This window comes from Halomonas sp. A29, assembly GCF_046723295.1.
GTDB lineage: Bacteria > Pseudomonadota > Gammaproteobacteria > Pseudomonadales > Halomonadaceae > Halomonas.
Genome location: NZ_JAXQPR010000007.1, coordinates 344109 through 367508 on the forward strand (window position 1 = coordinate 344109; position 23400 = coordinate 367508).

Annotated in this window: 20 protein-coding genes; 13 read left to right on the plus strand and 7 right to left on the minus strand. The window is 63.1% G+C overall.

The window, feature by feature from the left end; all coding sequences use genetic code 11:
* Positions 1-61 precede the first annotated feature (61 nt).
* The 7 genes from SPH52_RS15935 to SPH52_RS15965 all read left to right on the plus strand — a co-directional run bounded on the left by SPH52_RS15935 (position 62) and on the right by SPH52_RS15965 (position 9015).
* Positions 62-649, plus strand: coding sequence for a TRAP transporter small permease (locus SPH52_RS15935; RefSeq protein WP_411796026.1), 588 nt, complete (start codon positions 62-64; stop codon positions 647-649).
* A complete protein-coding gene (locus tag SPH52_RS15940; protein ID WP_411796027.1) occupies positions 646-1929 on the plus strand; it encodes a TRAP transporter large permease in 1284 nt (427 codons plus the stop codon). The genes SPH52_RS15935 and SPH52_RS15940 overlap by 4 nt, the downstream gene beginning before the upstream one ends.
* A 115-nt stretch (positions 1930-2044) precedes the next feature.
* Positions 2045-2830, plus strand: a complete 786-nt coding sequence (locus SPH52_RS15945) for an enoyl-CoA hydratase (protein WP_411796028.1) — start codon at positions 2045-2047, stop codon at positions 2828-2830.
* Positions 2831-2897: 67 nt separating this feature from the next.
* Entirely contained in the window at positions 2898-4085 is a 1188-nt protein-coding gene (locus SPH52_RS15950) for a CaiB/BaiF CoA transferase family protein (RefSeq protein WP_411796029.1), read from the plus strand.
* Positions 4086-4127: 42 nt separating this feature from the next.
* Positions 4128-5333 (plus strand): pyridoxal-phosphate-dependent aminotransferase family protein, encoded by a 1206-nt coding sequence (locus SPH52_RS15955; RefSeq protein WP_411796030.1) that lies wholly within the window; start codon positions 4128-4130, stop codon positions 5331-5333.
* Positions 5334-5360: 27 nt separating this feature from the next.
* Positions 5361-8354 (plus strand): FAD-binding and (Fe-S)-binding domain-containing protein, encoded by a 2994-nt coding sequence (locus SPH52_RS15960; protein ID WP_411796031.1) that lies wholly within the window; start codon positions 5361-5363, stop codon positions 8352-8354.
* Between the two features lie 121 nt (positions 8355-8475).
* The gene (locus SPH52_RS15965) at positions 8476-9015 is read left to right on the plus strand and encodes a gamma carbonic anhydrase family protein (RefSeq protein ID WP_411796064.1); all 540 of its coding nucleotides are present in this window, start codon (positions 8476-8478) and stop codon (positions 9013-9015) included.
* Positions 9016-9092: 77 nt separating this feature from the next.
* Here the strand turns inward: SPH52_RS15965 and SPH52_RS15970 are convergent, their stop codons facing one another.
* Positions 9093-10949 carry an L-lactate permease gene (locus tag SPH52_RS15970; RefSeq protein WP_411796032.1) on the minus strand — a complete coding sequence of 619 codons (1857 nt, stop codon included), beginning with the start codon at positions 10947-10949 and terminating at the stop codon, positions 9093-9095.
* Between the two features lie 375 nt (positions 10950-11324).
* Here SPH52_RS15970 and SPH52_RS15975 point away from each other — a divergent pair, with 375 nt between their 5' ends.
* Together SPH52_RS15975 and SPH52_RS15980 are read left to right on the plus strand one after the other, a co-directional pair.
* On the plus strand, positions 11325-12032 hold the full coding sequence (locus SPH52_RS15975; protein WP_411796033.1) for a glutathione S-transferase N-terminal domain-containing protein: 708 nt from the start codon (positions 11325-11327) through the stop codon (positions 12030-12032).
* A gap of 136 nt (positions 12033-12168) precedes the next feature.
* Positions 12169-12522, plus strand: coding sequence for a phasin family protein (locus SPH52_RS15980; RefSeq protein WP_411796034.1), 354 nt, complete (start codon positions 12169-12171; stop codon positions 12520-12522).
* 102 nt (positions 12523-12624) lie between these two features.
* Here SPH52_RS15980 and SPH52_RS15985 read toward each other — a convergent pair whose 3' ends face one another.
* The 3 genes from SPH52_RS15985 to uraD all read right to left on the minus strand — a co-directional run bounded on the left by SPH52_RS15985 (position 12625) and on the right by uraD (position 15592).
* Positions 12625-13236 carry a phosphoribosyltransferase gene (locus SPH52_RS15985; protein WP_411796035.1) on the minus strand — a complete coding sequence of 204 codons (612 nt, stop codon included), beginning with the start codon at positions 13234-13236 and terminating at the stop codon, positions 12625-12627.
* Between the two features lie 119 nt (positions 13237-13355).
* Positions 13356-14741 (minus strand): uracil-xanthine permease family protein, encoded by a 1386-nt coding sequence (locus SPH52_RS15990; protein WP_411796036.1) that lies wholly within the window; start codon positions 14739-14741, stop codon positions 13356-13358.
* A gap of 320 nt (positions 14742-15061) precedes the next feature.
* Positions 15062-15592 carry a 2-oxo-4-hydroxy-4-carboxy-5-ureidoimidazoline decarboxylase gene (gene uraD, locus SPH52_RS15995; RefSeq protein WP_411796037.1) on the minus strand — a complete coding sequence of 177 codons (531 nt, stop codon included), beginning with the start codon at positions 15590-15592 and terminating at the stop codon, positions 15062-15064.
* Positions 15593-15794: 202 nt separating this feature from the next.
* Between uraD and uraH the strand changes: the two genes are divergently transcribed.
* The 3 genes from uraH (at position 15795) to SPH52_RS16010 (ending at position 18298) form a co-directional block, all read left to right on the plus strand.
* Positions 15795-16148 (plus strand): hydroxyisourate hydrolase, encoded by a 354-nt coding sequence (gene uraH / locus SPH52_RS16000; protein ID WP_411796038.1) that lies wholly within the window; start codon positions 15795-15797, stop codon positions 16146-16148.
* A 65-nt stretch (positions 16149-16213) separates the two neighbouring features.
* Entirely contained in the window at positions 16214-17419 is a 1206-nt protein-coding gene (locus SPH52_RS16005) for a urate hydroxylase PuuD (RefSeq protein ID WP_411796039.1), read from the plus strand.
* 132 nt (positions 17420-17551) lie between these two features.
* Positions 17552-18298 carry a GntR family transcriptional regulator gene (locus SPH52_RS16010; protein WP_411796040.1) on the plus strand — a complete coding sequence of 249 codons (747 nt, stop codon included), beginning with the start codon at positions 17552-17554 and terminating at the stop codon, positions 18296-18298.
* Between the two features lie 44 nt (positions 18299-18342).
* Here the strand turns inward: SPH52_RS16010 and SPH52_RS16015 are convergent, their stop codons facing one another.
* From SPH52_RS16015 to SPH52_RS16025, 3 genes are all read right to left on the minus strand, one after another.
* Entirely contained in the window at positions 18343-20310 is a 1968-nt protein-coding gene (locus SPH52_RS16015) for a tripartite tricarboxylate transporter permease (protein ID WP_411796041.1), read from the minus strand.
* A gap of 68 nt (positions 20311-20378) precedes the next feature.
* The gene (locus SPH52_RS16020; protein ID WP_411796042.1) at positions 20379-21473 is read right to left on the minus strand and encodes a Bug family tripartite tricarboxylate transporter substrate binding protein; all 1095 of its coding nucleotides are present in this window, start codon (positions 21471-21473) and stop codon (positions 20379-20381) included.
* Between the two features lie 67 nt (positions 21474-21540).
* Complete coding sequence (locus SPH52_RS16025) at positions 21541-22425, minus strand: fumarylacetoacetate hydrolase family protein (protein WP_411796043.1); 885 nt, start codon at positions 22423-22425, stop codon at positions 21541-21543.
* 157 nt (positions 22426-22582) lie between these two features.
* Here SPH52_RS16025 and SPH52_RS16030 point away from each other — a divergent pair, with 157 nt between their 5' ends.
* Positions 22583-23371, plus strand: coding sequence for a FadR/GntR family transcriptional regulator (locus SPH52_RS16030; RefSeq protein ID WP_411796044.1), 789 nt, complete (start codon positions 22583-22585; stop codon positions 23369-23371).
* The last annotated feature ends 29 nt before the right edge of the window (positions 23372-23400 follow it).

Sequence of the window (23400 nt, forward strand, 5' to 3'; positions counted from 1 at the left end):
ACTCTCCGCGCCACCAAGTGGCGCGGGGTTCCTGTCCCAGTTCCTGAACGAGTCGATAGCCATGGGTACCGTGAATCAACTTTCCCGCATCATGGAGCGGCTGCTCGAGATCATCACGGTGGTGTTGATGGTCTCGCTGACGCTGGTGGTGCTTTATGCGGTGGTGACCCGCTACGCCTGGCGCACGCCCTCCTGGTATGACGAGGTGGCTGCCATCATGCTGGTCTGGCTGACCTACTACGCCGGGGCTCTCGCAGCGCTGAAGCGCGGCCACATCGGAGTCGACGGTGTGCTGGCCGCCATGCCGGTACATATCCGCATGCCGATCGCCTACCTCTCGGAAGCCCTCTTCATCGGCTTCTTCGCCGTACTGGGCTGGGCCGGCCTGGTAGTGCTCGATGTGATGCAGGGCATGTCGCTGATTACTCTGCGCTGGGTCCCGCTCACCTTCACCCAGTCGGTCATTCCGATCGGTGCGGCACTGTTCATCCTTGCTCAACTGCTCAGTATGCCGGCTCACCTGTCCAAGGTGCGCTCGGGCGTCACACAGGAAGAGGAGGAGATCGCTCACGCCATTGCCGAGGCCGAACGTGACAACGCCAAGGCCGGTTTTACCGCCGAAGAACTGACCAAGAGGGCACAGTCATGACGCTACCTTTCATGATAGTGGGCCTGCTGGGGCTGATCCTGATGGGGCTCCCCATCGCCGTGGCGCTGGCGATCGTGGCTACGGTTGCCATCGTGGTCTACCAGGGTCTGGACATGCTGCCCAACGTCGGGCTGACGATGTTCGAGGGGGCGAGCAGCTTCCCGCTGCTTGCGATCCCGATGTTCGTGCTGGCCGGTGCGATCATGAACACTGGCGGAATCTCCAAGCGACTGATTGCCTTTGCCTCGGCGTTGTTCGGTTTCATCCGCGGGGGATTGGCGATGATCAACATCGGTGTCTCGCTGTTCTTCGCAGAAATCTCCGGCTCGGCGGTGGCCGATGTGGCCGCGACCGGCTCGGTACTGATTCCGGCCATGAAGAAGCGGGGCTACCCGGCGCCCTTCGCCGCGGCCGTCACCTCGTCGTCGGCCTCCCTGGCGATCATCATCCCACCCTCCATCCCGATGATCCTCTACGGCGTCATGTCCGGGGCTTCCATCGTCCAGCTGTTCGTGGCCGGCATCGTGCCCGGATTGCTGGGGGCAGCAGGGCTGATGGCACTGAGCTACTACTATGCCCGCAAGTACGACTGGCCCGTCGAGGAGGTCTTCCAGTTCAAGCGCGTCAGACAGACCGCCAAGGAGGCCAGTTGGGCGCTGACCCTGCCGATCATCATTCTGGGGTCTATCTTCGGCGGTTTCGTGACGGCCACCGAAGGAGCGGGTCTGGCGGTGGCGGCGGCGATCTTCATCAGCGCCGTGATCTACCGTGAGCTCGACCTGCGTACTCTCTACAAAGCTATCGTCGACGGTGGCCAACAGACCGCGGTCGTAATGCTGCTGGTAGCGGCCTCGGCTCTCATCGGCGTATTCCTGACCGAGATGCGCATGCCTCAGCAACTGGCTCAGGCGGTGCTCGGCCTGACGGACAACAAGTACGCCATCCTGATGATGCTGAATGTTTTCTTCCTGTTGATCGGCCTGTTCCTGCACTCGGCGGCGGCGATCATCCTGGTGGTGCCCATCGTCATGCCACTGGTCGGCGCGGCCGGCATCGACCCGGTCCACTTCGGCCTGGTGGTGTGTCTCAACCTGGCCATCGGCCAGCAGACTCCGCCGGTGGCGAGCGTGCTGATCACGGCTTGTTCGATTGCCAAGACGGACGTCTGGTCGGTGACCCGCTCGAACCTCGGCTTCATTTCAGTGCTGCTCTTCATCCTGCTGCTGGTGACCTACATCCCCGCCATTCCGATGGCTCTGGTGGAGTTCTTCTACCGCTGAACAGACGGCCCGGCGGGCGTCGCTCCGCCGGGCCCCGGTTAGAGGAGGGGAAAATGCGGCCAGAGGAATTGAATTCATTATTCATTAAGATTTCCGTTGGCATGGGAGGGGTGAGATGACAGGCGAGACCTTGCTGTATGAGGTGCGAGATGGCGTGGCCTGGCTCGGCTTCAACCGTCCCGAGAGCCGTAACGCCATGACGTGGGAGATGTACGACGCTCTCTCGGCGTACTGCGACCGTATCCGAGAGGACGACTCCATTCATGCGGTGGCGCTGCATGGGGTAGGGGGCGAGGCTTTCGTGGCCGGCACCGACATCGGTCAGTTCGAGAGCTTCCGCGAGCCACAGGATGCCATTGCCTACGAGCAGCGCATCGATGCGGTTGTCGGCAAGCTCGAGGCCCTGGAAAAGCCTACCGTTGCCCTGCTGGAAGGAGCATGCGTGGGCGGCGGTGCGGCTCTGGCCCTGGTATGTGACTTCCGTTACGCCACGCCGAGCCTCAAGTTCGGCGTGCCTATCTCTCGTACCTTGGGCAACACGCTCTCGATCACCAATGTCTCGCGTCTGATCGACATGCTGGGCGTGGCGCGCGCCAAGGAGGCCTTGATGCTGGGCACTCTGCTCGACGCCGAACAGGCAGGCGCCGCGGGGCTGGTCAATGCGGTGATCGACCCAGACCTCATCTATGCCGAGGTGGCCGGGGTCGCCGAGCAGTTGGGCCGGCGGGCTCCACTCACCCTTCAGGCCAGCAAGGCGTTGATCAATCGGGTGCTTACCCATCGCCGCCTGGAGCGGGAAGCCAGTGATGACTGGGTCACCGCTTGCTACATGAGCGACGACTTCAAGGCGGCGGTGAACAAGTTTCTGCACAAGACGCCCTTCGAATGGAAGGGGCGCTGAACGGAGCATGGCGCTCCGGCGCGACTACCCAAGCACCTGACACTAACGAAAGAGAGAGGTGAGGCCCATGCTTCCCCTGGAAAAGATCAAGGTTCTGGATATCTCGCAGATCATGGCCGGCCCCTACTGCACCATGGTGCTTGCCGACATGGGCGCCGAGGTGATCAAGGTCGAGAAGATCAACGGCGGCGACGATAGCCGTCAAATGGGGCCCTACGTCAATAATGAATCGACCTGCTTTGCGCAGATCAACCGCAACAAGAAGAGCATCTCGCTCAATCTCAAGGATGAACGGGCACGGGAAATCTTCTACCAGCTTGCCCGTGAGGCGGACGTCATCGTCGAGAACTACCGTCCCGGCGTGACCACCTCGCTCAAGATCGATTACGACGCCATCAAGGCGATCAATCCCGGGATCATCTATTGCTCGATTTCCGGCTACGGCCAGAGCGGGCCCTATAGCCACCGGGGTGGCTTCGATCTTGTCGCCCAGGGCATGTCGGGCCTGATGTCGATGACCGGTGAGCCGGGGCGCCGGCCGCTCAAGACCGGCATCGCCGTTTACGACATCGGCGGCGGCATCACTGCCGTCTACTCCATTCTCGCCGCCTATATCCACAAGATGAATACCGGTGAGGGGCAGCATATCGACATTGCCATTACCGAGTGCGGACTACCGTGGTTCACCTGGGAAGCGGCGGCCTACTTCTCGGAGGGCAAGGTGCCCGAGCCCACCGGATGGCGCCATCGCGTCTCGGCCCCCTATCAGGCCATCAAGGCCCGTGACGGTTATCTGATGTTGGGCTGTGCCAACCAGCGCACTTGGGAGCGGTTCTGCGGTGATGTGCTAGAGCGCCCCGAGATGATGGAGGACCCGCGCTTTCTCACCAATTTCGATCGCGGTCGACATGTGGAGGAGCTCGAGGCACTGCTGGAGTCGATCATGGTCGACCGCGATCTGAGTGACTGGCTCGAGCGCTGCGACCGGGCCGGGGTGCCGGCCGGGCCGATCAACGACTTCGCCCAGGCGATGGCCGACGAACACTACCTGGCACGGGGCATGGTGGAGGAGATGGAGCACCCGGTCATTGGTCGCATGAAAACCATCGGTTTCCCGAGCAAGTTCTCGGCTACCCCTGCGCAGATACGCTCCCCGGCGCCACTGTTTGGCCAGCATACCGACGAGGTGCTCGGCGGGCTCGACATGACGGCGGACGAACTCGCCACGCTGCGTGCAGCGGGCTGTATCAAATAGGCCTCATCTCTTATCAAGAACAACGAACGAGAGGAAGAACCCATGCTGAAACTGGATTTTCATCCATCCGGCCGCCATTTCCTGCAGATTCCCGGTCCGTCGCCGGTGCCGGATCGTATCCTGCGGGCCATGAGCCTGCCCACCATCGATCACCGCGGTCCGGAATTCGGCGCCCTGGGCCTCGAGCTTCTCGACAAGACCCGTCGAGTCTTCAAGACCGAGAACCCGGTAATGATCTACCCGGCCTCGGGCACCGGCGCCTGGGAGGCCGCCCTGGCCAATGTCCTTTCGCCGGGCGACAAGGTGCTGATGTTCGAGACCGGCCATTTTGCCGCCCTATGGCACAAGATGGCGCTTCGCCTGCAGCTCGAGCCCGAATTCATCGGGCTGCCGGGCTATGAAGGCTGGCGCCAGGGCGTGCAGGCCGACATGATCGAGGCACGCCTGCGGGAGGATGCCGAGCATCGGCTCAAGGCGGTCTGCGTGGTGCACAACGAGACCTCCACCGGCGTGACCAGCGACATCGCCGCGGTGCGTCGCGCCATCGATGCCGCCGGCCACCCGGCGCTGTTGCTGGTGGATACCATCTCGGGCCTCGCCAGCGCCGACTACCGGCATGACGAATGGGGTGTCGACGTCACCATCTCCGGCTCCCAGAAGGGGCTGATGCTGCCGCCGGGCATCAGCTTCAACGCCCTTTCCGACAAGGCTATCGCGGCCAGCCGCGAATCGACCATGCCCAGGAGCTTCTGGGCATGGGACGAGATCCTCGAGGCCAACCGCAACGGCTACTGGCCCTATACCCCCAGCACCAACCTGCTCTACGGCCTCAACGAGGCGCTGGACATGCTGCTCGACGAAGGGCTGGAGCACGTCTTTGCCCGCCACCAGCGCTGGGCTGCCGGCGTGCGAAAGGCAGTAGAAGCATGGGGACTGGAGATTCAGTGCCAGGACCCGGCCGTCTACTCGCCGGTGCTGACCGGAGTGGTGATGCCGGAAGGGGTCGACGCCGACACCGTGCGCAAGATCATTTATGAGCGCTTCGACCTGTCGTTGGGCATGGGGCTCGGCAAGGCCAAGGGCAAGATGTTCCGCATCGGCCACCTGGGAGACTGCAACGACCTGACACTGATTGCCACCCTGGGTGGCTGCGAGGCGGGCATGACGCTGGCCGGCGTTTCGCTCGAGTCCAGCGGTGTGCTGGCGGCGCTGGACTACTTTGCCCAGCACCCGCTCGACGCCAAGTGATCCCATCCCATGGCTGAGGAAGGCAGAATGACCTCTCTGACGGACAAGACCGCGTCCCGGGATGCACGAGTCAAACCGGTGACCGGGCTGGCGACCCGCCTTGCCCGAGAGCTGGAAGGCGAGGTGCTGTTCGACCAAGCCTCGCGAGGCCGCTACTCGACCGATGCTTCGATCTACCAGGTGATGCCGGTGGGCGTGGTGATCCCGCGCCACCAGCAGGATCTGACCACGGCACTGGAAATCGCCCGTGATGCGCGGGTGCCGATCCTGGCCCGTGGCGCCGGGACCAGCCAGTGCGGCCAGACGGTGGGCGAAGCGCTGGTGATCGACCATACCCGCTGGCTGAACCAGGTCCTCGAGTTCGATGCCGAGGCGCGCACCGTGGTGGTGGAGCCAGGTGTCGTGCTCGACCACCTCAACGCCTGGCTCAAGCCCCATGGGCTCTGGTTTCCGGTAGATGTCTCCACCAGCGCCCAGTGCACCCTCGGCGGCATGACCGGCAACAATTCCTGCGGCTCGCGTTCGATCCGCTACGGCAACATGGTGCACAACGTGCTTGGCGTGGATGCCTGGCTGGCCGACGGAAGCGAGGGCCACTTCGGCTTCTTCGACGAGCTGCCGCTCAAGGGACGCGAGCGCGCACTGGCCGAACGGGTCAAGGCCATCGCCGAAGGTGTCGCCCCGGATATCCGTGAGCACTTTCCCAAGGTGCTGCGACGTGTCGGGGGATACAACCTCGACCTGTTCGATTGCCAGAACCCCAAGCCCTACGACCCGGACGGGCGTGTCAACCTGGCCCACCTGCTGGTGGGCTCCGAGGGGACCCTGGCGGTAAGCCGACGTATCAAGCTCCGGCTATCGCCGCTGCCAACCCACAAGGTGCTGGGTGTGGTGAACTTCCCCACCTTCTATCAGGCGATGGATTTCACCCAGCACATCGTCACCCTGGACCCCACGGCGGTGGAGCTGGTCGACCGCACCATGATCGATCTCTCCCTGGATAACCCGGCCTTCCGCCCGGTGATCGAGAAGGCCCTGATCGGTCGACCCCAAGCGGTGCTGCTGGTGGAGTTCGTCGGTGAGGACCGCGATGCCCAGCTCACCTCGCTCGGGCGACTCAACGCGCTGATGGCCGACCTGGGGCTGCCTGGCAGCGTGGTGGAGATGCCCGAGCCCGCCGAGCAGCAGGCGCTGTGGAACGTGCGCAAGGCCGGCCTCAACATCATGATGAGCATGAAGGGGGACGGCAAGCCGGTCTCCTTCATCGAAGACTGTGCGGTGCCCCTGGAGCATCTGGCGGAATACACCGACAGGCTCACCGAGGTATTTCACCGCTACGGCACCGAGGGGACCTGGTACGCCCATGCCAGCGTCGGCACCCTGCATGTGCGACCGATACTCGACATGCGTCGTGATGGTGCCGCGAAGATGCGCGAAATCGCGGAGCAGGCTTCCGCTCTGGTACGTGAGTACAAGGGGGCCTACTCCGGCGAACACGGCGACGGCCTGTGCCGCGGCGAATGGGTGGCCTGGCAGTACGGGGAAACGCTCAATGAGGCTCTCAAGGGGGTCAAGAGGGCCTTCGACCCGGAAAACCTGCTCAACCCCGGCAAGATCGTCGATACCCCCAAGATGGATGATGAGCGCTACTTCCGCTTCCCTTCCGACTATCAGCGAATCCCGCTCATACCGCTGTTTGATTGGTCGTCCTGGAACGTCGAGCGGGACCCACTCACCGGCGAGCAGAGCGAGCCCGGCAGTGCCGGCGACCCTACCCACGGCCTGGCCATGGCGGTGGAGATGTGCAACAACAACGGCCACTGTCGCAAGTTTGACGCCGGGACCATGTGCCCCAGCTACCGTGCCACCCGCGATGAGCAGCACCTGACGCGGGGGCGGGCCAATACCCTGCGTCTGGCACTCTCCGGCCAACTCGGTGATGAGGGGTTGGCCAGCGACGAGGTCAAGGAAGCACTTGACCTGTGCGTCTCTTGCAAGGGTTGCAAGCGCGACTGTCCAACCGGCGTAGACATGGCCAAGTTCAAGATCGAAGCCCGTGCCGCTCGGGTCCGCGCCAATGGATTGTCGCTGCGCGACCGTATGGTGGGAGAGGTGCCGCGCTATGCCGCTTGGGCCAGTCGTTTCTCCAAGGTGCTGGGGGTGGCGGAACGCTTACCCTTTGTAGCCGGGCCACTGAAGAAGGCGCTGGGGTTGGCTGGCGAGCGCGTATTGCCTGCTTTCAACGGCAACTTCCTGGCCGAGCGGCACGACAGCCCTGGCTCAGCTTTGCGTGAGGTAGTGCTGTTCGTGGATACCTTCAACAACTACATGGAGAGTGAAAACGCCCGAGCCGCCAAGCGGGTACTGGAGGCGGCAGGTTACCGGGTGCATCTCAACGTCAAGCCCGGCGAACGACCACTTTGCTGCGGCCGTACCTATCTCTCCTCGGGCCAGTTCGACAAAGCCAAGGAAGAGGCTCGGCGAACTCTGGAGGCGTTGATGCCCTATGTCGAGCGTGGTATTGCCATCGTCGGGCTGGAGCCATCCTGCCTGCTCGGCATGCGCGACGAATTCCTGCAATATGGCTTTGGTGCCCAGGCGCGTGCCCTCTCCGAATCAGCCTTCCTGTTCGAGGAGTTCCTGGTCAGGGCTCATGCCACCGGTGAATTGTCACTAAAGCTCAAGCCGTTGCCGCGACAGGCGTTGTTGCATGGCCATTGCCATCAAAAGGCCTTCGATGCACTGCGGCCGGTAGAGCAAGTGCTGGGTTGGATCCCGGAGTTGGAAGTGAAAACCATCGAGTCATCCTGCTGTGGCATGGCGGGCAGCTTTGGCTACGAGGCCGAGCATTACGACGCCTCCATGAAAATGGCGGAATTGTCACTGCTGCCGGCGATTCGTGAAGCCGATGAAGAGGCGCTCGTGGTGGCCGATGGCACCAGCTGTCGCCATCAGATCAAGGATGGATCAGGCCGCCAAGCACTCCATGTCGCTCGCCTGCTGGAGCAGGCACTGGCCTGATGAGGCAGGGTGTTTCTTGCAAAAAGGGGGCGACGTGGGTTGCATCATGTCGAGCGCCTGGCTGAAGGCTTGGAAGGCCGGCAGCGACCTCGACGATCTGACGACCATGGAGGAGCATTCGATGGCGATCTACCGGTTGGGCGAGCACCGCCCTGACATTCATGAAAGTGCCTATGTGGCGCAGAGCGCCGAGGTGATCGGACAGGTAACGCTAAAGGTCGACGCCAGCGTCTGGTATCAGGCGGTGCTGCGTGGCGACACCGATCATCTGGAAGTCGGCGAGGGGAGCAATATACAGGACGGCGCCGTGCTGCATGCCGATCCGGGATTTCCGCTCAAGGTGGGCAAGCGAGTCACCGTCGGCCATCAGGCGATGTTGCACGGTTGTACCGTTGGTGACGGTAGCCTGATCGGTATCCAGGCGGTGATCCTCAACGGTGCGGTGATCGGCGAAAACTGCCTGGTGGCAGCCGGGGCCGTGGTAAAGGAGGGGGCCGAATTTCCGCCGAACTCGCTGATCGTTGGAGCGCCGGCGAAAGTGGTGCGTGAACTCGACGACAAGGCCATCGAAGGAATGCGGCGCAACGCAGCAGGTTACGTCGAGAAAGCACGCCACCATCAGGGTCAGCTCGAACGTATCGACCAGGCCGTTAGCCGCTAGCCATTAGCCGCAAAAAAAGCGCGCCCCGAGGTATATATACCTCGGGGCGCAGCCGTTACCAGGCGGTCAGGTCAGGTTTACTCTTCCCGCTCATCCTCGTCCTGCTCATCCTCTTCCATGGGCTCCTGTTCAGCCCCTTCCAGTTCTTCCAGCTCTTCTTGGTCCGCCTCTCCCGCCTCTCCCGCCTCTTCAGCAGGCTCCTGCTCCATCTGCTCGACGATCGCAGCTTCCGTCGCGCCCACCTCCATCAGCGGGTCGCTGACGTTGAGCACGTAGAAGCCGACCATGGCGATCGCTCCGGCGAATACCAGGTAGTAGAGCGTCGGCAGGATGGTCTTGCGGATGGTCTCGCCTTCGCGGCCGAGCAGGCCGACGGTAGCCGATGCCGCTACCACGTTGTGGATGGCGATCATGTTGCCGGCAGCGGCGCCCACGGCCTGCAGCGCCACCATGAAGGCAGTGGAGAGGCCGAGCTGCTGAGCTACGTTGAACTGAAAATCGGCCAGCATCAGGTTGGAAACCGTATTGGAACCGGCGATGAAGGCCCCCAGGCCGCCTACTGCCGGGGCGAAGAAGGGATAGACATCGCCCACGCTGTTGGCCACCAGCTGGGCCATGGCCACTGGCATGGAGACCAGGTCGGCGGCGTTGACGCCCGAGTTGATCAGGATCCGCACCATGGGAATGGTGAAGATCAGCACGAAGCCGGCCCCCAGCAGGGTGCGCGAGGACTCGCTGAAGGCGGCTTTGAGCTCACCGATGCGCATACGGTGCAGCAGGGCGGTGACCAGCACCACCATCAGCAGGATGCCGCCGGGCAGGTAGAGAGGAGCGATGCTGCCTGAGACACCCGTTTCGCCAAGGATATTGCCCCAGCCGAAGGTCCAGGCATTGAGCGCTTCACGCAGCGGATCGATGGTGCGCGAGGCGACCAGGAACACGGCCAGCAGCACGTAGGGAAGCCAGCCCATCCAGGTGGAGAGCGGTGTCTTGCCGGCGATGTCGTCGATCTTGATCTCGAACTTGCCGATCCAGCCAGTCGGCCAGGCGTCGCGCTCGGGGAAGTCCCAGCTGTCCTTGGGCAGCAGGAAGCCGCGGCGGGCCGCCGGCACTACGATGGCCAGGCCCACCATGGCCCCTATCATCGAGGGGAACTCCGGCCCCAGGAACACGCCGGCCAGAGTGTAGGGCACCACAAAGGCCACGCCGGTGAAGATCGCGAACGGGGCGATGGAAAGCCCCTCCTTCCAGGAGCGGTTGGCGCCGAAGAAGCGCACCATGATGACGACCATGATCAGCGGCATCAGGATGCCGATAATGCCATGCACGATGGCCACTTCGGCCGAGATGAGACGGAAATACTCGAGCCAGGTGAAGCCGCCCGCTTCCAACTGTTCTGTGATGGCGGAGGAATTGATCCCACCGGTGACACCGACCACGATGGGCGTGCCGACAGCGCCGAAGGATACCGGGGTCGACTGAATCATCATACCCACGACCACGGCGGCCAGCGCCGGGAAGCCGAGTGCTACCATCAGCGGCGCTGCTACCGCTGCGGGTGTGCCGAAGCCCGACGCCCCTTCGATGAAACAGCCGAACAGCCAGGCCACAATCAGCGCCTGAACCCGCTTGTCGGGGCTGATACCTGAGAAGCCATTGCGGATGGCTGCGATACCCCCGGAGTGCTTCAGCGTGTTCAACAGCAGGATGGCGCCGAAGATGATCCACAGAATCGAGACGGTCAGGATCAAGCCTTGAAGCGTCGATGCCAATACCCGATTGAAGCTCATTTCCCAGGCGAACAGCCCGATCAGGGCCGTGATCACGAAAACGATGGGCATGGCGGTTTTGGCAGCCATGCGAAAGCCGATCAGCAATACGCCGGCCAGTACCAACGGCGTGAAGGCGAGTAGCGCTAGGGTTGTATCCGTCATGACGTTTCCTCGGATTTCTCCTTGTTAGAAACCAGCGTTAGAGACCCGCAGGTGCAGGCCATCTGGCGGGGCACCCCCTGCCTTTGCCGGCAAGGGAAGCAACGATACGAAGAGCGAACGCAAGTTGCCATCCTTGGATCATTGGTCTTACCAATATTGCGTGGCCGGACTGGGCATGGTGACAAGAAACATAGTCTATGAAGAACAATGGCATAGAAATGAATGAAGCGTCCGATCATACGATTGGGCGCTACTCGTTATTAGACTAATGGACAGGCTTCAGACCCCAGCTTAGTCGAGCCCGGCGCGATTGGCATCCTGCCAGGAAGGCTGGCACTATCCGGAGACGACAATCCATTTTCGCCAGGAGGCGTCATGGCAAGGGTTCTCTTTGATCTCTGCGGCATCGACGAAGGGCTGCGCTTTTCCCCCTATTGCTGGCGCGTGCGCTATGCGCTGGCCCACAAGAAGCTCGATTACGAGACGCGCGCCTGGCATTTCTCCGACAAGGAGGCCCTGGCCTTTGCCGACTACGACAAGGTTCCGGTGCTGGTCGATGGCGACGAGACGATCATCGACAGTTACGCCATCCTGTGCCATCTGGATCGCACCTACCCTGAGGCGCCACTGCTGGGCTCGGAAGTGGCCGAGGCTCGGGCGCGCTTCTTCAAGCACTATGCCGAGCGTGCCCTGCAACCGGCGATGATGCGTACCATCGTCATGGACCTGCTCAATGCCATCGCCCCCAGGGATCGCGACTACTTTCGCGAGACGCGTGAAAAGCGCTTTGGACGCTCCCTGGAGGAATTCCATTCGCCCGCCAAGGGGCTGGCGCAGTTGGATGCCGCCCTCGAGCCGTTGCGTGGCTGTTTGAAGGAGTCCGACTTCATCGATGGCGAGGCGCCCGCCGCGGCCGACTACCTGGTGTTCGGCTCCTTCATGTGGGCCAGGGTGGTATCCACTGCCGACCTGGTATCGAATGCCGACCCGGTCTATGGCTGGATCGAGCGTATGCTCGACCTGCACGACGGGCTCGGTCGCGGGGCCATGCGCGTAACGGATATCGAAGGTGCCTATCGCTGACGCATCGGTTACGGGAGGGGCATCGACACCTTATGCTGCATTGCACAAAAAATGTTGCATAGCACAAACCGAGGTGCTATGTTGCATTGCAACAAGGCGCAATCCTGCCTTGGCAATGCAACGTAGGAGGTGTCTCATGAGCAAGACCCAAGATAAAGCGACTCAGCAGTTCGAATCCCTGTTCATCGCCCCGGCGCGTGCCTATGGCTCGCTGGCCCTGGAGTACTACGAGAAGCTTCTCTCGGCACAGATGGAAGCCTTCCGCAGCTACTCCGACCTGAGCCTGGCCCAAGCCCGTGCCTGGGTCGACGTCAAGGACTCCGAAGGCCTCAAGCAGGTGTTCGAGACCCAGCAGAAAACCGTCAAGGAGCTGGGCGAGCGTCTGCAGGGCGACACCAAGAAGGTCGTCGACCTGAGCCAGGAATTCCTGCAGAAAGGTCAGCAGCTGACCGAGCAGAACGTCAAGGCCGCCAGCGCCGCGACCAAGTAAGTCGCCGCACCTGCCGCTGACGAAAAAGGCCGTCGCCCCTCCCGGGGCGGCGGCCTTTCCTTATATGCGCGGTGAAAGGTTTCACCGCAGTGCGTGGCGACGTCATCCGCCGAGCAGCTGCATGACCTCTTCTTCCTCTACCTGACCGAAATCGGCGTAGAACTGCCCGACCGCCCTGAAGGTGTGCGGCGCTTCCAGGCATACTACCTCATCGGCGATCGCCTCCAGTCGGGCGACGGCACTGGGTGCGGCTACCCCAAGCGCTGCCACCAAGAGTTCGGTGCGGCCATACAAGGCCTTCAATGCTGCTTCCATGGTGGCGCCAGTAGCACTGCCATCGTCGACTATCACCACGACCCGGCCCTCTGGCGGAATCGGTGGGCGGATCGGGCTATAGCGCTGGCGGCGTTCCCCAAGCAGCTTGCGTTGCTGCTCCGCCTCTCGCTCGACCGCCTCCTGAGGGAAGTGCGAGGCCGCTGCGTCGAGCTTCATGGTGCCGTCCTCGCTGATGGCGCCGATGGCGAACTCGGGGCTGCCCGGGGCACGTATCTTGCGCACCAGCACGACGTCGAGCTCTCCCTCGAGGGCATCGGCCAGATAGCGCCCCATGGGCACCCCTCCGCGCGGGATGGCCAAGATCAAGGGGTTGGCACCTTTCAGGTGAGAGAGGCGGGTGGCGAGTTGCTCGGCAGCGTCCAGGCGATCGCGAAACATGGCGCATCCTCCTCCATGGGCATTCCTGTCACCAGTGTAGAACCCAGGAAGCCAGTAGTCCGACGCAGGGTCAGGATGAAGGTGACCGGGCGGGGGGAAAGCCCGGGCCGGCCACAGGCTCAGACGTTGGAGCGCGCCTGCTCGCTCTCGGCAGCCATCGGCTCCTTGGGGGCATTGCGCCGTGGCTTGCCCGGCAGGATGGCGTCCAGCAGCAGGGCGGCTACGGCAGCCGGCACCAGGCCCGACTTCAGCAGCAGGCCGGCCTGCCCCGGCATGGTTTCCGATATCGCTTCCACCGCAGGCAACCCGATGCCGAGACTCAGCGACACCGCGATGATCAGCATGGCGCGCTGGTCGAGTTCGCACTCCTTGATAATCTTGAGTCCGGCCGAGGCGATCATGCCGAACATCACGATGCCGGCTCCGCCCAGCACGGCATGGGGCATGGCAGCGACCAGGCCGCCCAGCTTCGGGAACAGGCCCATGGCGATCAGCAGGATGCCGCCGATTGTCACCACGTGACGGCTGACCACGCCGGTCAGGGTAATCAGGCCCACGTTCTGGGCATAGGCGGTATTGGGTAGCGTGTTGAACACGGCGGCGAAGGAGGTCGCTACGCCATCGGCCATCACGCCTCCGGAGAGTTCGCGATCCTTGGCCGGTCGGCCGGCTCCACCGGTCGTGATGGCCGAGATGTTGCCAATGGTTTCTAGCCCCACCACGAACATGATCAGCGTCATGCCGACGATCGCCGTCATGGAGAATTCCATGCCGTAGACGAAGGGCTGAGGCAGGGCGAACCAGGCGGCGTCGCGCAGGTTGGTGAAGTCCACCATGCCCAGTGCAATGGCCACCAGGTAGCCGGCCAGCAAGCCGAACAGGATCGACGAGGCCTTGATGAAACCGCGGCCCAGCTGGTGCACCGTGATGGTCACCACCAGCACGAAGAGGGCCAATGCCAGGTTGGTGGGAGAAGCGAAGTCGGCGGATCCCACGCCGCCAGCGGCATAGTTCAGTCCCACCGGCATCAGCGTGATGCCGATCAGCAGTACCACGATGCCGGTCACCACTGGCGAGAACCAGTGGCGAATCTTCTTGAGGAATGCCCCCAGCAGGATCTGTAGCAGGCCGGCGATGAAGGAAGCCCCTAGCACAGCCGGCAAGCCGAAGGCCTTGGCCAGCGGCAGGGCAACGGGCAGGAAGCCGAAGCTGGTGCCCTGGACGATCGGCAGGCGGGCACCGATGGGGCCCATGCCGATGGTTTGCACCAGGGTGGAGACGCCGGCCACGAACAGGGCGACCTGGATGAGGAAGATCTGTTCGCCAGCAGTGGCGCCGATCACGCCTGCGATGATGATGGGCGGCGTCACATTGCCGGCGAACATCGCCATGATGTGCTGCAGCCCGAGCGGAATCGCCTTGCTCAGCGGCGGCATGGCGTCAGGGTTCTGGTTGATGGTGCGTGAAGGCTTGGTCTGTCGAGGCGACTGTTCAGCGTCGGTCATTGTCAGGCTCTCGGGTTGTTATTGTTTCGTGATGCTTGTCTGTGCACCACGCCCCAGAAAGAATGTACACAATAGAGTTTCTTTTAAAAGACAATTCGAAGTAATTTTTGTCCACCAAATATAATTATCGTTTAAAACATGGCGTTGAAAGAATTGTTCTGACCGTTTGGTCATGTCTGGGGCGCCTGTACAGCAAGTGACACGCACCGCTCGTGGCGGCGCCTGGTGTAAGGAAATAGGGAGAAGGGGGCAAAGGCGCATCAAGGGTAACGGAGGGAAGCATGGCAGCGGCCGTGACGACGCTGCCATGTCATTGCCGGTCAGCGATTCGTCGCGCGGTCGTCCAGGCGCAGGCGGGCGATGCGGTTGATCTGTTCGATGGCGGTACGACGCTCCTCCTGCTGCGAGTTCTCCAGGCGGGCCTCGAAGGCGGCGAGAATGGCGTGGCGATCGCTGCCTTTCACGGCCATGACGAAAGGAAAGCCGAATTTCTCCTTGTAAGCGGCGTTGAGGCGCTCGAAGCGAGCCATCTCCTCGGGCGTACACTGGTCGAGCCCGGCCCCGGCCTGCTCACGCGTGGAGTCGTCGGTGAGATCCCCGGCAATGGCGGCCTTGCCGGCCAGGTCGGGGTGGGCGCGGATCACCTCGAGCTGGCGCTCCGGAGAGGCCTCACGCAGCGTCCGGCCCATGGCCTCGGCGAGCCCGGCCGATGTGTCCTGTGCAGCCTGCAGGCCGCGCTCCCAGGTCAGCTTGGCCACCCAAGGGGAGTGTTCATAGATGTCGCCGAAGCGGGTCACGAATTCACTGAGGTCGAGGGTGCTGGGGCGTGGAATCAGCGTATTGTCATGCATCGTGCTTGCTCCATGGGTGAGGGCTGCAAAGGTAGGGAAGTCGCGTGTCTTCAATAAAGTGTATACAAAAAAATTTTGAAATGTACCACCGAAAGAGCTAAAACTGTCTTCATGGTGGTGTGGTGGGCCTCAGTTCCCGCCAGACACTGACTCGACCCGAAGCTGCCGCAGGCTATCTCGGGCCAACTACAGGAGTAACGAGATGGGACGACTGACCACTCACGTGCTGGATACTGCCCAAGGCTGCCCCGGTGAAGGCATCCGTATCGAAGTCTATCGTCTGGATGGCGCACAGCGCACAGCGCTCAAGACGGTGACCACCAATGACGATGGCCGCTGCGATGCCCCCATCCTGGAAGGCGACGGTTTCCGGAGCGGTGAGTACGAGCTCGTCTTTCATGCCGGCGACTACCTGCGTCGGCAGGGCACCCAGGCCGACGAGCCGCGCTTCCTCGACGTCATCCCATTGCGTTTCGGCGTGGCCGACGCCTCGCAGCACTACCATGTGCCGCTGCTTCTATCACCGTATGGCTACTCCACCTACCGCGGCAGCTAATCGTTATCCAAAACTGGCTGCGCTCCGCGATGCGGCGTCAACAACAACGAAACTGAGACAACCTGATGCAAGCTTACCTACTCGAGTTCGTCAATTTCATGCTGCGCTGGCTGCACGTCATCGCGGCCATCGCCTGGATCGGCGAGTCGATCTATTTCGTGATGCTGGACAACGGCCTGCGCAAGCCCAAGGCTGCAGAGGATCGTGACAAGGGCGTGTTCGGCGAGATGTGGGCCGTGCACGGCGGTGGCTTCTACCACAACCAGAAATATGCCACGGCGCCTGCCAAGCTGCCTGAGGATCTCCACTGGTCGTTCTGGAAGTCCTACACCACCTGGCTTTCGGGTTTCGCCCTGTTCGTGCTGCTCTACATGACCAACCCTGGCTTCTACCTGGTCAACCCCAACAGCAGTTGGGAGTGGGCCGCCAACCTGAGTGGCTGGCAGGCCAACGTGCTGGCACTGGTGTTCCTGCTGGCCGGCTGGGTGATCTACAACGAGCTGTGCAAGCGCATCAGCCCCAACATGGATCGCGACGGCATCCTCAGCCTGGCTGTCGCCGTGCTGATGGTCGTCGTGGCCTATCTCAGCGTGCAGATGTTCTCCGGGCGGGCGGCCTTCCTGCTGACCGGTGCGGTGATGGCCACCGCCATGTCGGCCAACGTCTTCTTCTGGATCATTCCCGGCCAGCGGCGCATGGTCAAGGCGATGAAGGCCGGCGAGGAGCCGAACCCGCTGGATGGCAAGCGCGGCAAGCAACGCTCGGTCCACAACACCTACTTCACCCTGCCGGTGGTGCTGCTGATGATCAGCAACCACTACTCTTTCGTGTACAACCATGAATACGCCTGGGTGCTGATGGCGCTGTTCATCTTCGCCGGTGCGCTGATCCGCCAGTTCTTCGTGCTGATGCACACGGGCAAGATCCAGCCGGCCTATCCCGTCGCCGGCGCAGCACTGATCCTGGTGGCGTTCTGGCTGGCGGCTCCGGCCGGGCAAGTGACCGGCACGCCCGTGGCCGAGGGCGCAGGACCAGACTTCGAGGAGGTCCACGCGCTGATCGACCAGCACTGTGTCGCCTGTCATTCGCGCCAGCCGACCCAGCCCGGCTTCACCTCGCCACCTGCTGGCGTTGCCTACGATACCGAGCAGCAGATACTTGGCCAGAAGGAGCGCATCCAGCAAGTGGTAGGCAGCAAATACATGCCGCTTGGCAACATGACCGGCATGACCGACGAGGAGCGCGAGGTCATTGCCGCCTGGTCGGAGTGACACCGGAATCGCTTGATGCCCATGATGCCCTCAGCCCGCCTCCCCGCGGGCTGGGGGCGTCCATATAGGTTCGATAGTCGGCCAGAGATACGTATACAATGGCTGCCAGTGTTGGAAGCGAGGAGAGGCACCATGAACCAGCGGCAGAGCCTGGCCGAGGCCGGCGATTCGGGCAAGGCCAAGCCAAGGCGCCTGGGCAAGAATGGCGATGGGGCGGAGCGTCATGAGGCCATCTATCGCACGATCAGCGATGCCATCATCGAGCACCGTCTGCGCCCCGGTGCGCGCCTGCGCGAGGATGCCCTGGCCGAGGTGTTCGGCATCAGCCGCACCGGCATACGCAAGATCCTCCAGCGCCTGGCCCTGGAACAGCTGGTGACCCTCACGCCACGCCGCGGTGCCAGCGTCACGCGCCCCACCGCCGATGAGGCCAAGGACGTTTTCGACGCCCGTCAGATGGTGGAGTGCGGCTTGATGCCCGAAGTGGCACGGCGCATCACCGCCGAGGACGTGCGTGAACTGCGCGACATGGCCCGGCGCGAGCGCGAAGCGCTGAAGTCGGGCGAGCAGAGCCGCGCGATCAAGCTCTCCGCCGCTTTTCACGAGCGTCTGGCCCAGCTTTCGGGCAACGCCACCCTGGCCGCTTTCGTCGGCCAGCTCTGTTCACGTTCATCGCTTATCCTGGCGGTTTACGGCAGCTCGGGACATCTGGGCTGCGAGTCACATGACCACGACGACCTGATCGGCTTTCTCGAAGCCAAGAACGGCGAGCGGGCAACGGCCTTCATGAGTCGTCACCTCAAGGCCATCGAGGCCTCGCTCTCCATCGTCGAGGAGGAAGCAGGGACGCCGGACCTGCACCGCATCTTCGGTGCCTGAGATGCAGGCTGGCGCCACTTACTGGCGCGGTGTATCGCAACACCTCACCACGGCATGGGCAGGCTCAGCAGCATGCCCCGAGGTGGCGTGAGGCGCATCATGGCGAACATGCCCTGGGCGACGGCATAGACCGCAAGCCCGTAGAGCAGGGCGGAACCCCAGCGCATTCTGGCGCAGCCGACGAGCAACCAGGCCAGCAGCAGCGGCGTGGCCAAGTTGAACCCGACCAGCCACATGACGATGCCGTACAGCAGGATGCCGCCAAGCACGGGCAGCTCCTGGCGGCTCGCCAGGTTCACGCAGCGCCCCTGGCGCTGCATGGAGATCAGCTGGCGAACCAGCAGGTAGAGACTGAGCAGCAGGCCCGGCACGATTCCCAGGCTCGGCATCAGCCGCGCATTGGGTCTAAAGCCGAGCATCTCCACCAGTGCGTAGCCGAAGGCCGCAACCATCAGCAACACCATGATCAGGATGACGCTGCTGTCGTGGCTAGCGGTCTCGCCGCTATCCGCTGCGGTTTGAGGCAGCGATTCGTCGCGGCCGGCGCTACGCCGCTGGCGCAGTCGGCGCACCACGTTCAACACCAGCGGAATCACGATCAGCGAGGCGATGATCAGCACCCCGGGGCGTGTCAGCCAGGCGAAGCCGTGGATCTGGGTGGTCAGCCAGAAGTACTGTTCCATGGGCGTGGCCAGCACGAAGCCGACCAGCACCGGGGCGCGTGGGACGCCGGCATTCTTCATCAGCCAGCCGAGGATGCCGAGTGCCAGCAGGGCGAGGATGTCGCCGAAGGTACGGGTACCCTGGTAGGCGCCGGCCACCATGATCAACAGCAGCGGGGCGGCGATCAGCGCGAAGTTCACCCGCGTCAGCCGGGCGATGTAGGGCGTCACGGCGAAGCAGATGGCGGCTCCCAGCACCGAGGCCAGTGCCACGCTCCATACGATCATGTACATCAGGTCCGGCGATTCGCTGACCATGCGCGGGCCAGGATAGAAGCCGAACGAGAACAGCGCGCCGAGGAAGATGGCGGCGGCGGGCCCGCCCGGCACGCTGAACAACATGGTGGGCACCAGGTCGGAAATGATCGTGGCGTTGTTGGCTCCTTCGGCGCTGGCCACGCCGCGGATCTCGCCCTTGCCGAAATTGCGCTTGTCCTTGGTGGAACTCATGGCGTGGCCGTAGGCGATCCAAGTGGAGGCGCTGGCACCCACCGCGGGTACGAAGCCGCCGAAAATGCCGATCAGCGACGAGCGACAGATCAGCCAGCGATGGCGCCAGAACTCGCGAAAGCTGTCGCTCCACTTGCCCAGGGGCGTCGGCTTGCCGGCAATGCCACCGCCTGCGGCGACCATGCTGATCAGCTCGGCCACGGCGAACAGCCCGAGTGCCACGATCGGCAGCGATAGGCCATCCATCAGGTAGGACTGGCCGAAGATGAAGCGATAGTTGGCAGCGGCCGGCGCGGCACCGACCACGCCCAGCAGAATGCCGAAGCAGGCGGCAGCGAGGCCAACGGCGAGATCCTTGCCTACCATGCTGGCGGCAAAGCACAGCCCCACCAGGGCGAACATGAACAGCTCCGGGGTGCCCAGCGCCAGTACCAGCGGGCCGGCAATCGGAATCGCCACGGAGAGAATCAGGGCGCCGAACAGGCCGCCTACCATCGATGCCAGAAAGCCGACGCCGAGCGCCAGCGACGCCTTGCCCTGCTTGGCCAGCGCATGGCCCTCGATGGCGGTGGGCGCCGAGGCTGGCGAGCCTGGCGCACCGAGCAGCACCGAGGTGATGGTGTCCGAGGTGTAGATCACCGAGATGGCACCGAGCAGCATCGCCAGGCCGGCGTAACCATCCATGAGATAGATGAACGGCAGCAGGATCGACACGGCAGCGACCCCACCCAGCCCCGGCAGCATGCCGAACACCATCCCGGCCAGCATGCCGGCGAAGAGCGCCAGCAGCCGCGCGGGCTGGAACAGGATATCCAGGGCCGAAACGATATTCTCGAGCACGTTGCGATTCCTATGCGGGATCATCGAGTACGGCCAGCCCGGGGGGGCTGGCCGCATCGGTACCGAGCTTACAGCTCGACGTCATACTTCTCGCTGAGCAGGGTGCGCAGGTGGTCACGCACCTCTTCGGAGGGCTGCAGGGCTTCGCTCAGTGAATCGGTGACCGCCGACGCCGGTAGCAGGTCGTAGCCTCCGATGGCCTCCTGGCTCTGCTCCTGGTAGTCGGGATCGGCGTTGATGGCGGCGATGGTTTCCTCGAAGATTTCGATGACTTCGTCCGGTGTCCCTTCCGGCAGGTAGGCGGTGAGGCCGAAGTTGAAGGTCGTGGCACCGATCGCCTGGAAGGCATCCCACTCCACGCCGGAAGGTGGCTCTCCATTCAGCTCCTCGTAGACCTCATAGACCGAAGGGTAGTCGGGAAAGGCGGGGTCACGAGCGCTCAGCACACCGTCGCCGCCTACCGAGCCACCGGTCATGATCGGCACCGCGGAACCCGCTTCGACCATGTCCACCACCTGCGACATGTAGGCCGGGGTGAACTGGAAGTCGATGTTGGTTTCCCCGCGTTCGAAGGCCAGGCGGGCCGGGCCGCGGCCGTCGAAGCCAAGTACCGTGCGCAGGTCGAGATCGAGCAGCTCGAAGGCGAGCAACACGGGAAGATCGCTGGCGGCAGCGGCGATACCGCCGTAGATCAGCGGCATGTCAGGCGAGCGAAGTTCGGCTGGCGACTCGATGCCGGTGCGCGGCGAGACGTAGATCACTGCACCGAAGGGCAGGCTGTAGGCCGGGCGCATCGCGGCCAGGTCATATTCCACCGCGTCCATGCCCAGCACGTACGGGTTGGAAGTGGAGGAAGTGGTGAAGAGAATGGTTTCGCCGTCGGGCTCGGCATTCTGCTGGAACCAATTGGCGCCTAGAATCGAACCGCCGCCCGGCCGGGTGCGCACGTTGACCTGAGGCTTACCCGGTAGATGCTTCTCGAGGAAGGGCTCGAGGAACTTGGCTGCGACGTAGGTAGCACCGCCCTCGCCGAACGGCACCACCATCTCGATGGTCTTGCCGGCATAGAAATCCTCGGCCATGGCGGGAGCCGTGGCGAAACCTCCGATAGCCACCAGCATGGCGGCGGAGAGTGTCTTGAGCTTGGAATCTGGGATGAACATGGCGTGCTCCTGATGTTGTTATGGCGCTCGAGGGCGCATTGTGGAACCTGGTGCCGATACGGGTCGCTCAGTCGCCGACCCGATTTTCCAATGCGCCAATGCCCGTGACCTCGATGCGCACGGTGTCGCCGGCCTGCAGGAACCTGGGAGGGGTGAAGCCGATACCGACGCCGACCGGCGTACCGGTCAGGATCACGTCGCCGGGCTCGAGCGTGATGCCGGCAGAAAGGGTTTCGATCAGTGTCGGCACGTCGAAGATGAGCTGATCCAGCCGGGCATCCTGGCGCAGTTCGCCATTGACCCAGCACTTGATGGTGGCGCTGTCGCGCTCCAACTCGTCGGCGGTGACGAGCCACGGCCCCATGGGGCAGAGGCCATCCAGCGACTTGCCGAGATGCCACTGCTTGTGCTTCTTCTGGAGGTCGCGAGCGGTCACGTCGTTGGCGATGGTATAGCCCCAGACATGATCAAAGGCCTCGCTCTTCTTGATGCCGCGACCGCTCTTGCCGATGATGACGGCGAATTCCGCCTCGTAGTCGAGCTGTTCGGTGACCTCGGCATGGCGTGGAATGTCGTCGCCATGGGCGATCAGGGTGTTGTAGGCCTTGGTGAAGACGATCGGGTGCTTGGGGACCACATCGTCGGCAGTGGTGCTGCTGTCGTAGCCGGAGCCGCTGAATTCCGCGGCGTGCTCGAAGTAGTTCTTGCCGATACAGAACATGTTGCGGTGGGGGTGAAGAGGAACCTGTAGGCTGGCTCCGTCGAGGAGGCGGCCCTCGCCTTGGGGCGCGATCCGTTCGCCCAGTGAGGCCCAGTCGTGGATCAACTGCTGCATGTCGCCCTGGAACTCGGGAACGAGGTCGCTCAGCGGCCAGTAGCGCTGGCCTGCGGCGTCGATCAGGGCGACGAAGGGCGGCTGGTCGGCCGCCGTTCGCAGGGTGGCGAATTTCATATGATTGGCTCTCCATTGGTTTGTTTTGGTTCTGTATTGACCGAGCCTAGAAGGCAATTGGTACTAATTCAAGCCATTGTTTTTGTCATGATGTACCAAATGGGCTAAATTCAGCAGGGATTGGATCCGTAATGCATGACATGATGAAGGATGTCCCGTGAGCGAAAGGCCGACGCGCACCATCGACGACAGGGCCCTTCGGGACGCCCTGGCCGAGAGCGGCATCCGTTCGGACGGCGCCAGAGCCCTGGCCCGCCATGTGCAGGCCGAGATAGCCAGCGGCCGCTTTCCCCCCGGCCATCGACTGCCGACTGAGCGTGAGCTGAGCGAGCGTTTCGGCGCCTCTCGCGGCGCGGTGAGGCGCGTCCTGGGCCATTTCAAGTCGCTGGGAGCGATCACGCAGGTGGTGGGTAGCGGCACCTTCGTCAGCGAGAGCGCCGCCGAACTGTTCGCTCCACCCGAGGCGTCGGCATCCTACGCATCCTCATCTCCCGTTTCGCCGAGTGTCGGCAGCATGGCGGGGCAGGTGAGCCCGGCCCAGTTGATGGATGCCCGACTGCTGATCGAGCCGCAGATGGTTTCGCTGATCGTGCGCTTTGCCACTGCCGATGATTTCACACGCATGGAGGAGTGCCTGGCACGGTCCGAGGCGGCTGCCAGCATCGAGGAGTTCGAGCATTGGGATGGCGCCTTGCACCAGGCCTTTGCCGAGGCCACCCACAACAGCTTCTTCCTGCGCATCCTGGAGTTGACCAACGTGATACGCGAGGAGGGAGAGTGGGGCCGGCTCAAGCGGATTTCGCTGACGCCGGTGCGCCGTGAGCGCTACGAGACGCAGCATCGTGCCATCGTCGCCGCCCTGCGCGACCGCGACGAGGAGACCGCACGTGCTTTGCTGGGTGAGCACCTCGCCGAGGTGAAGAAGAATCTGTTCGACCGAGGTTGATGCGCAGTATCGACCGCTCGACCTATCGA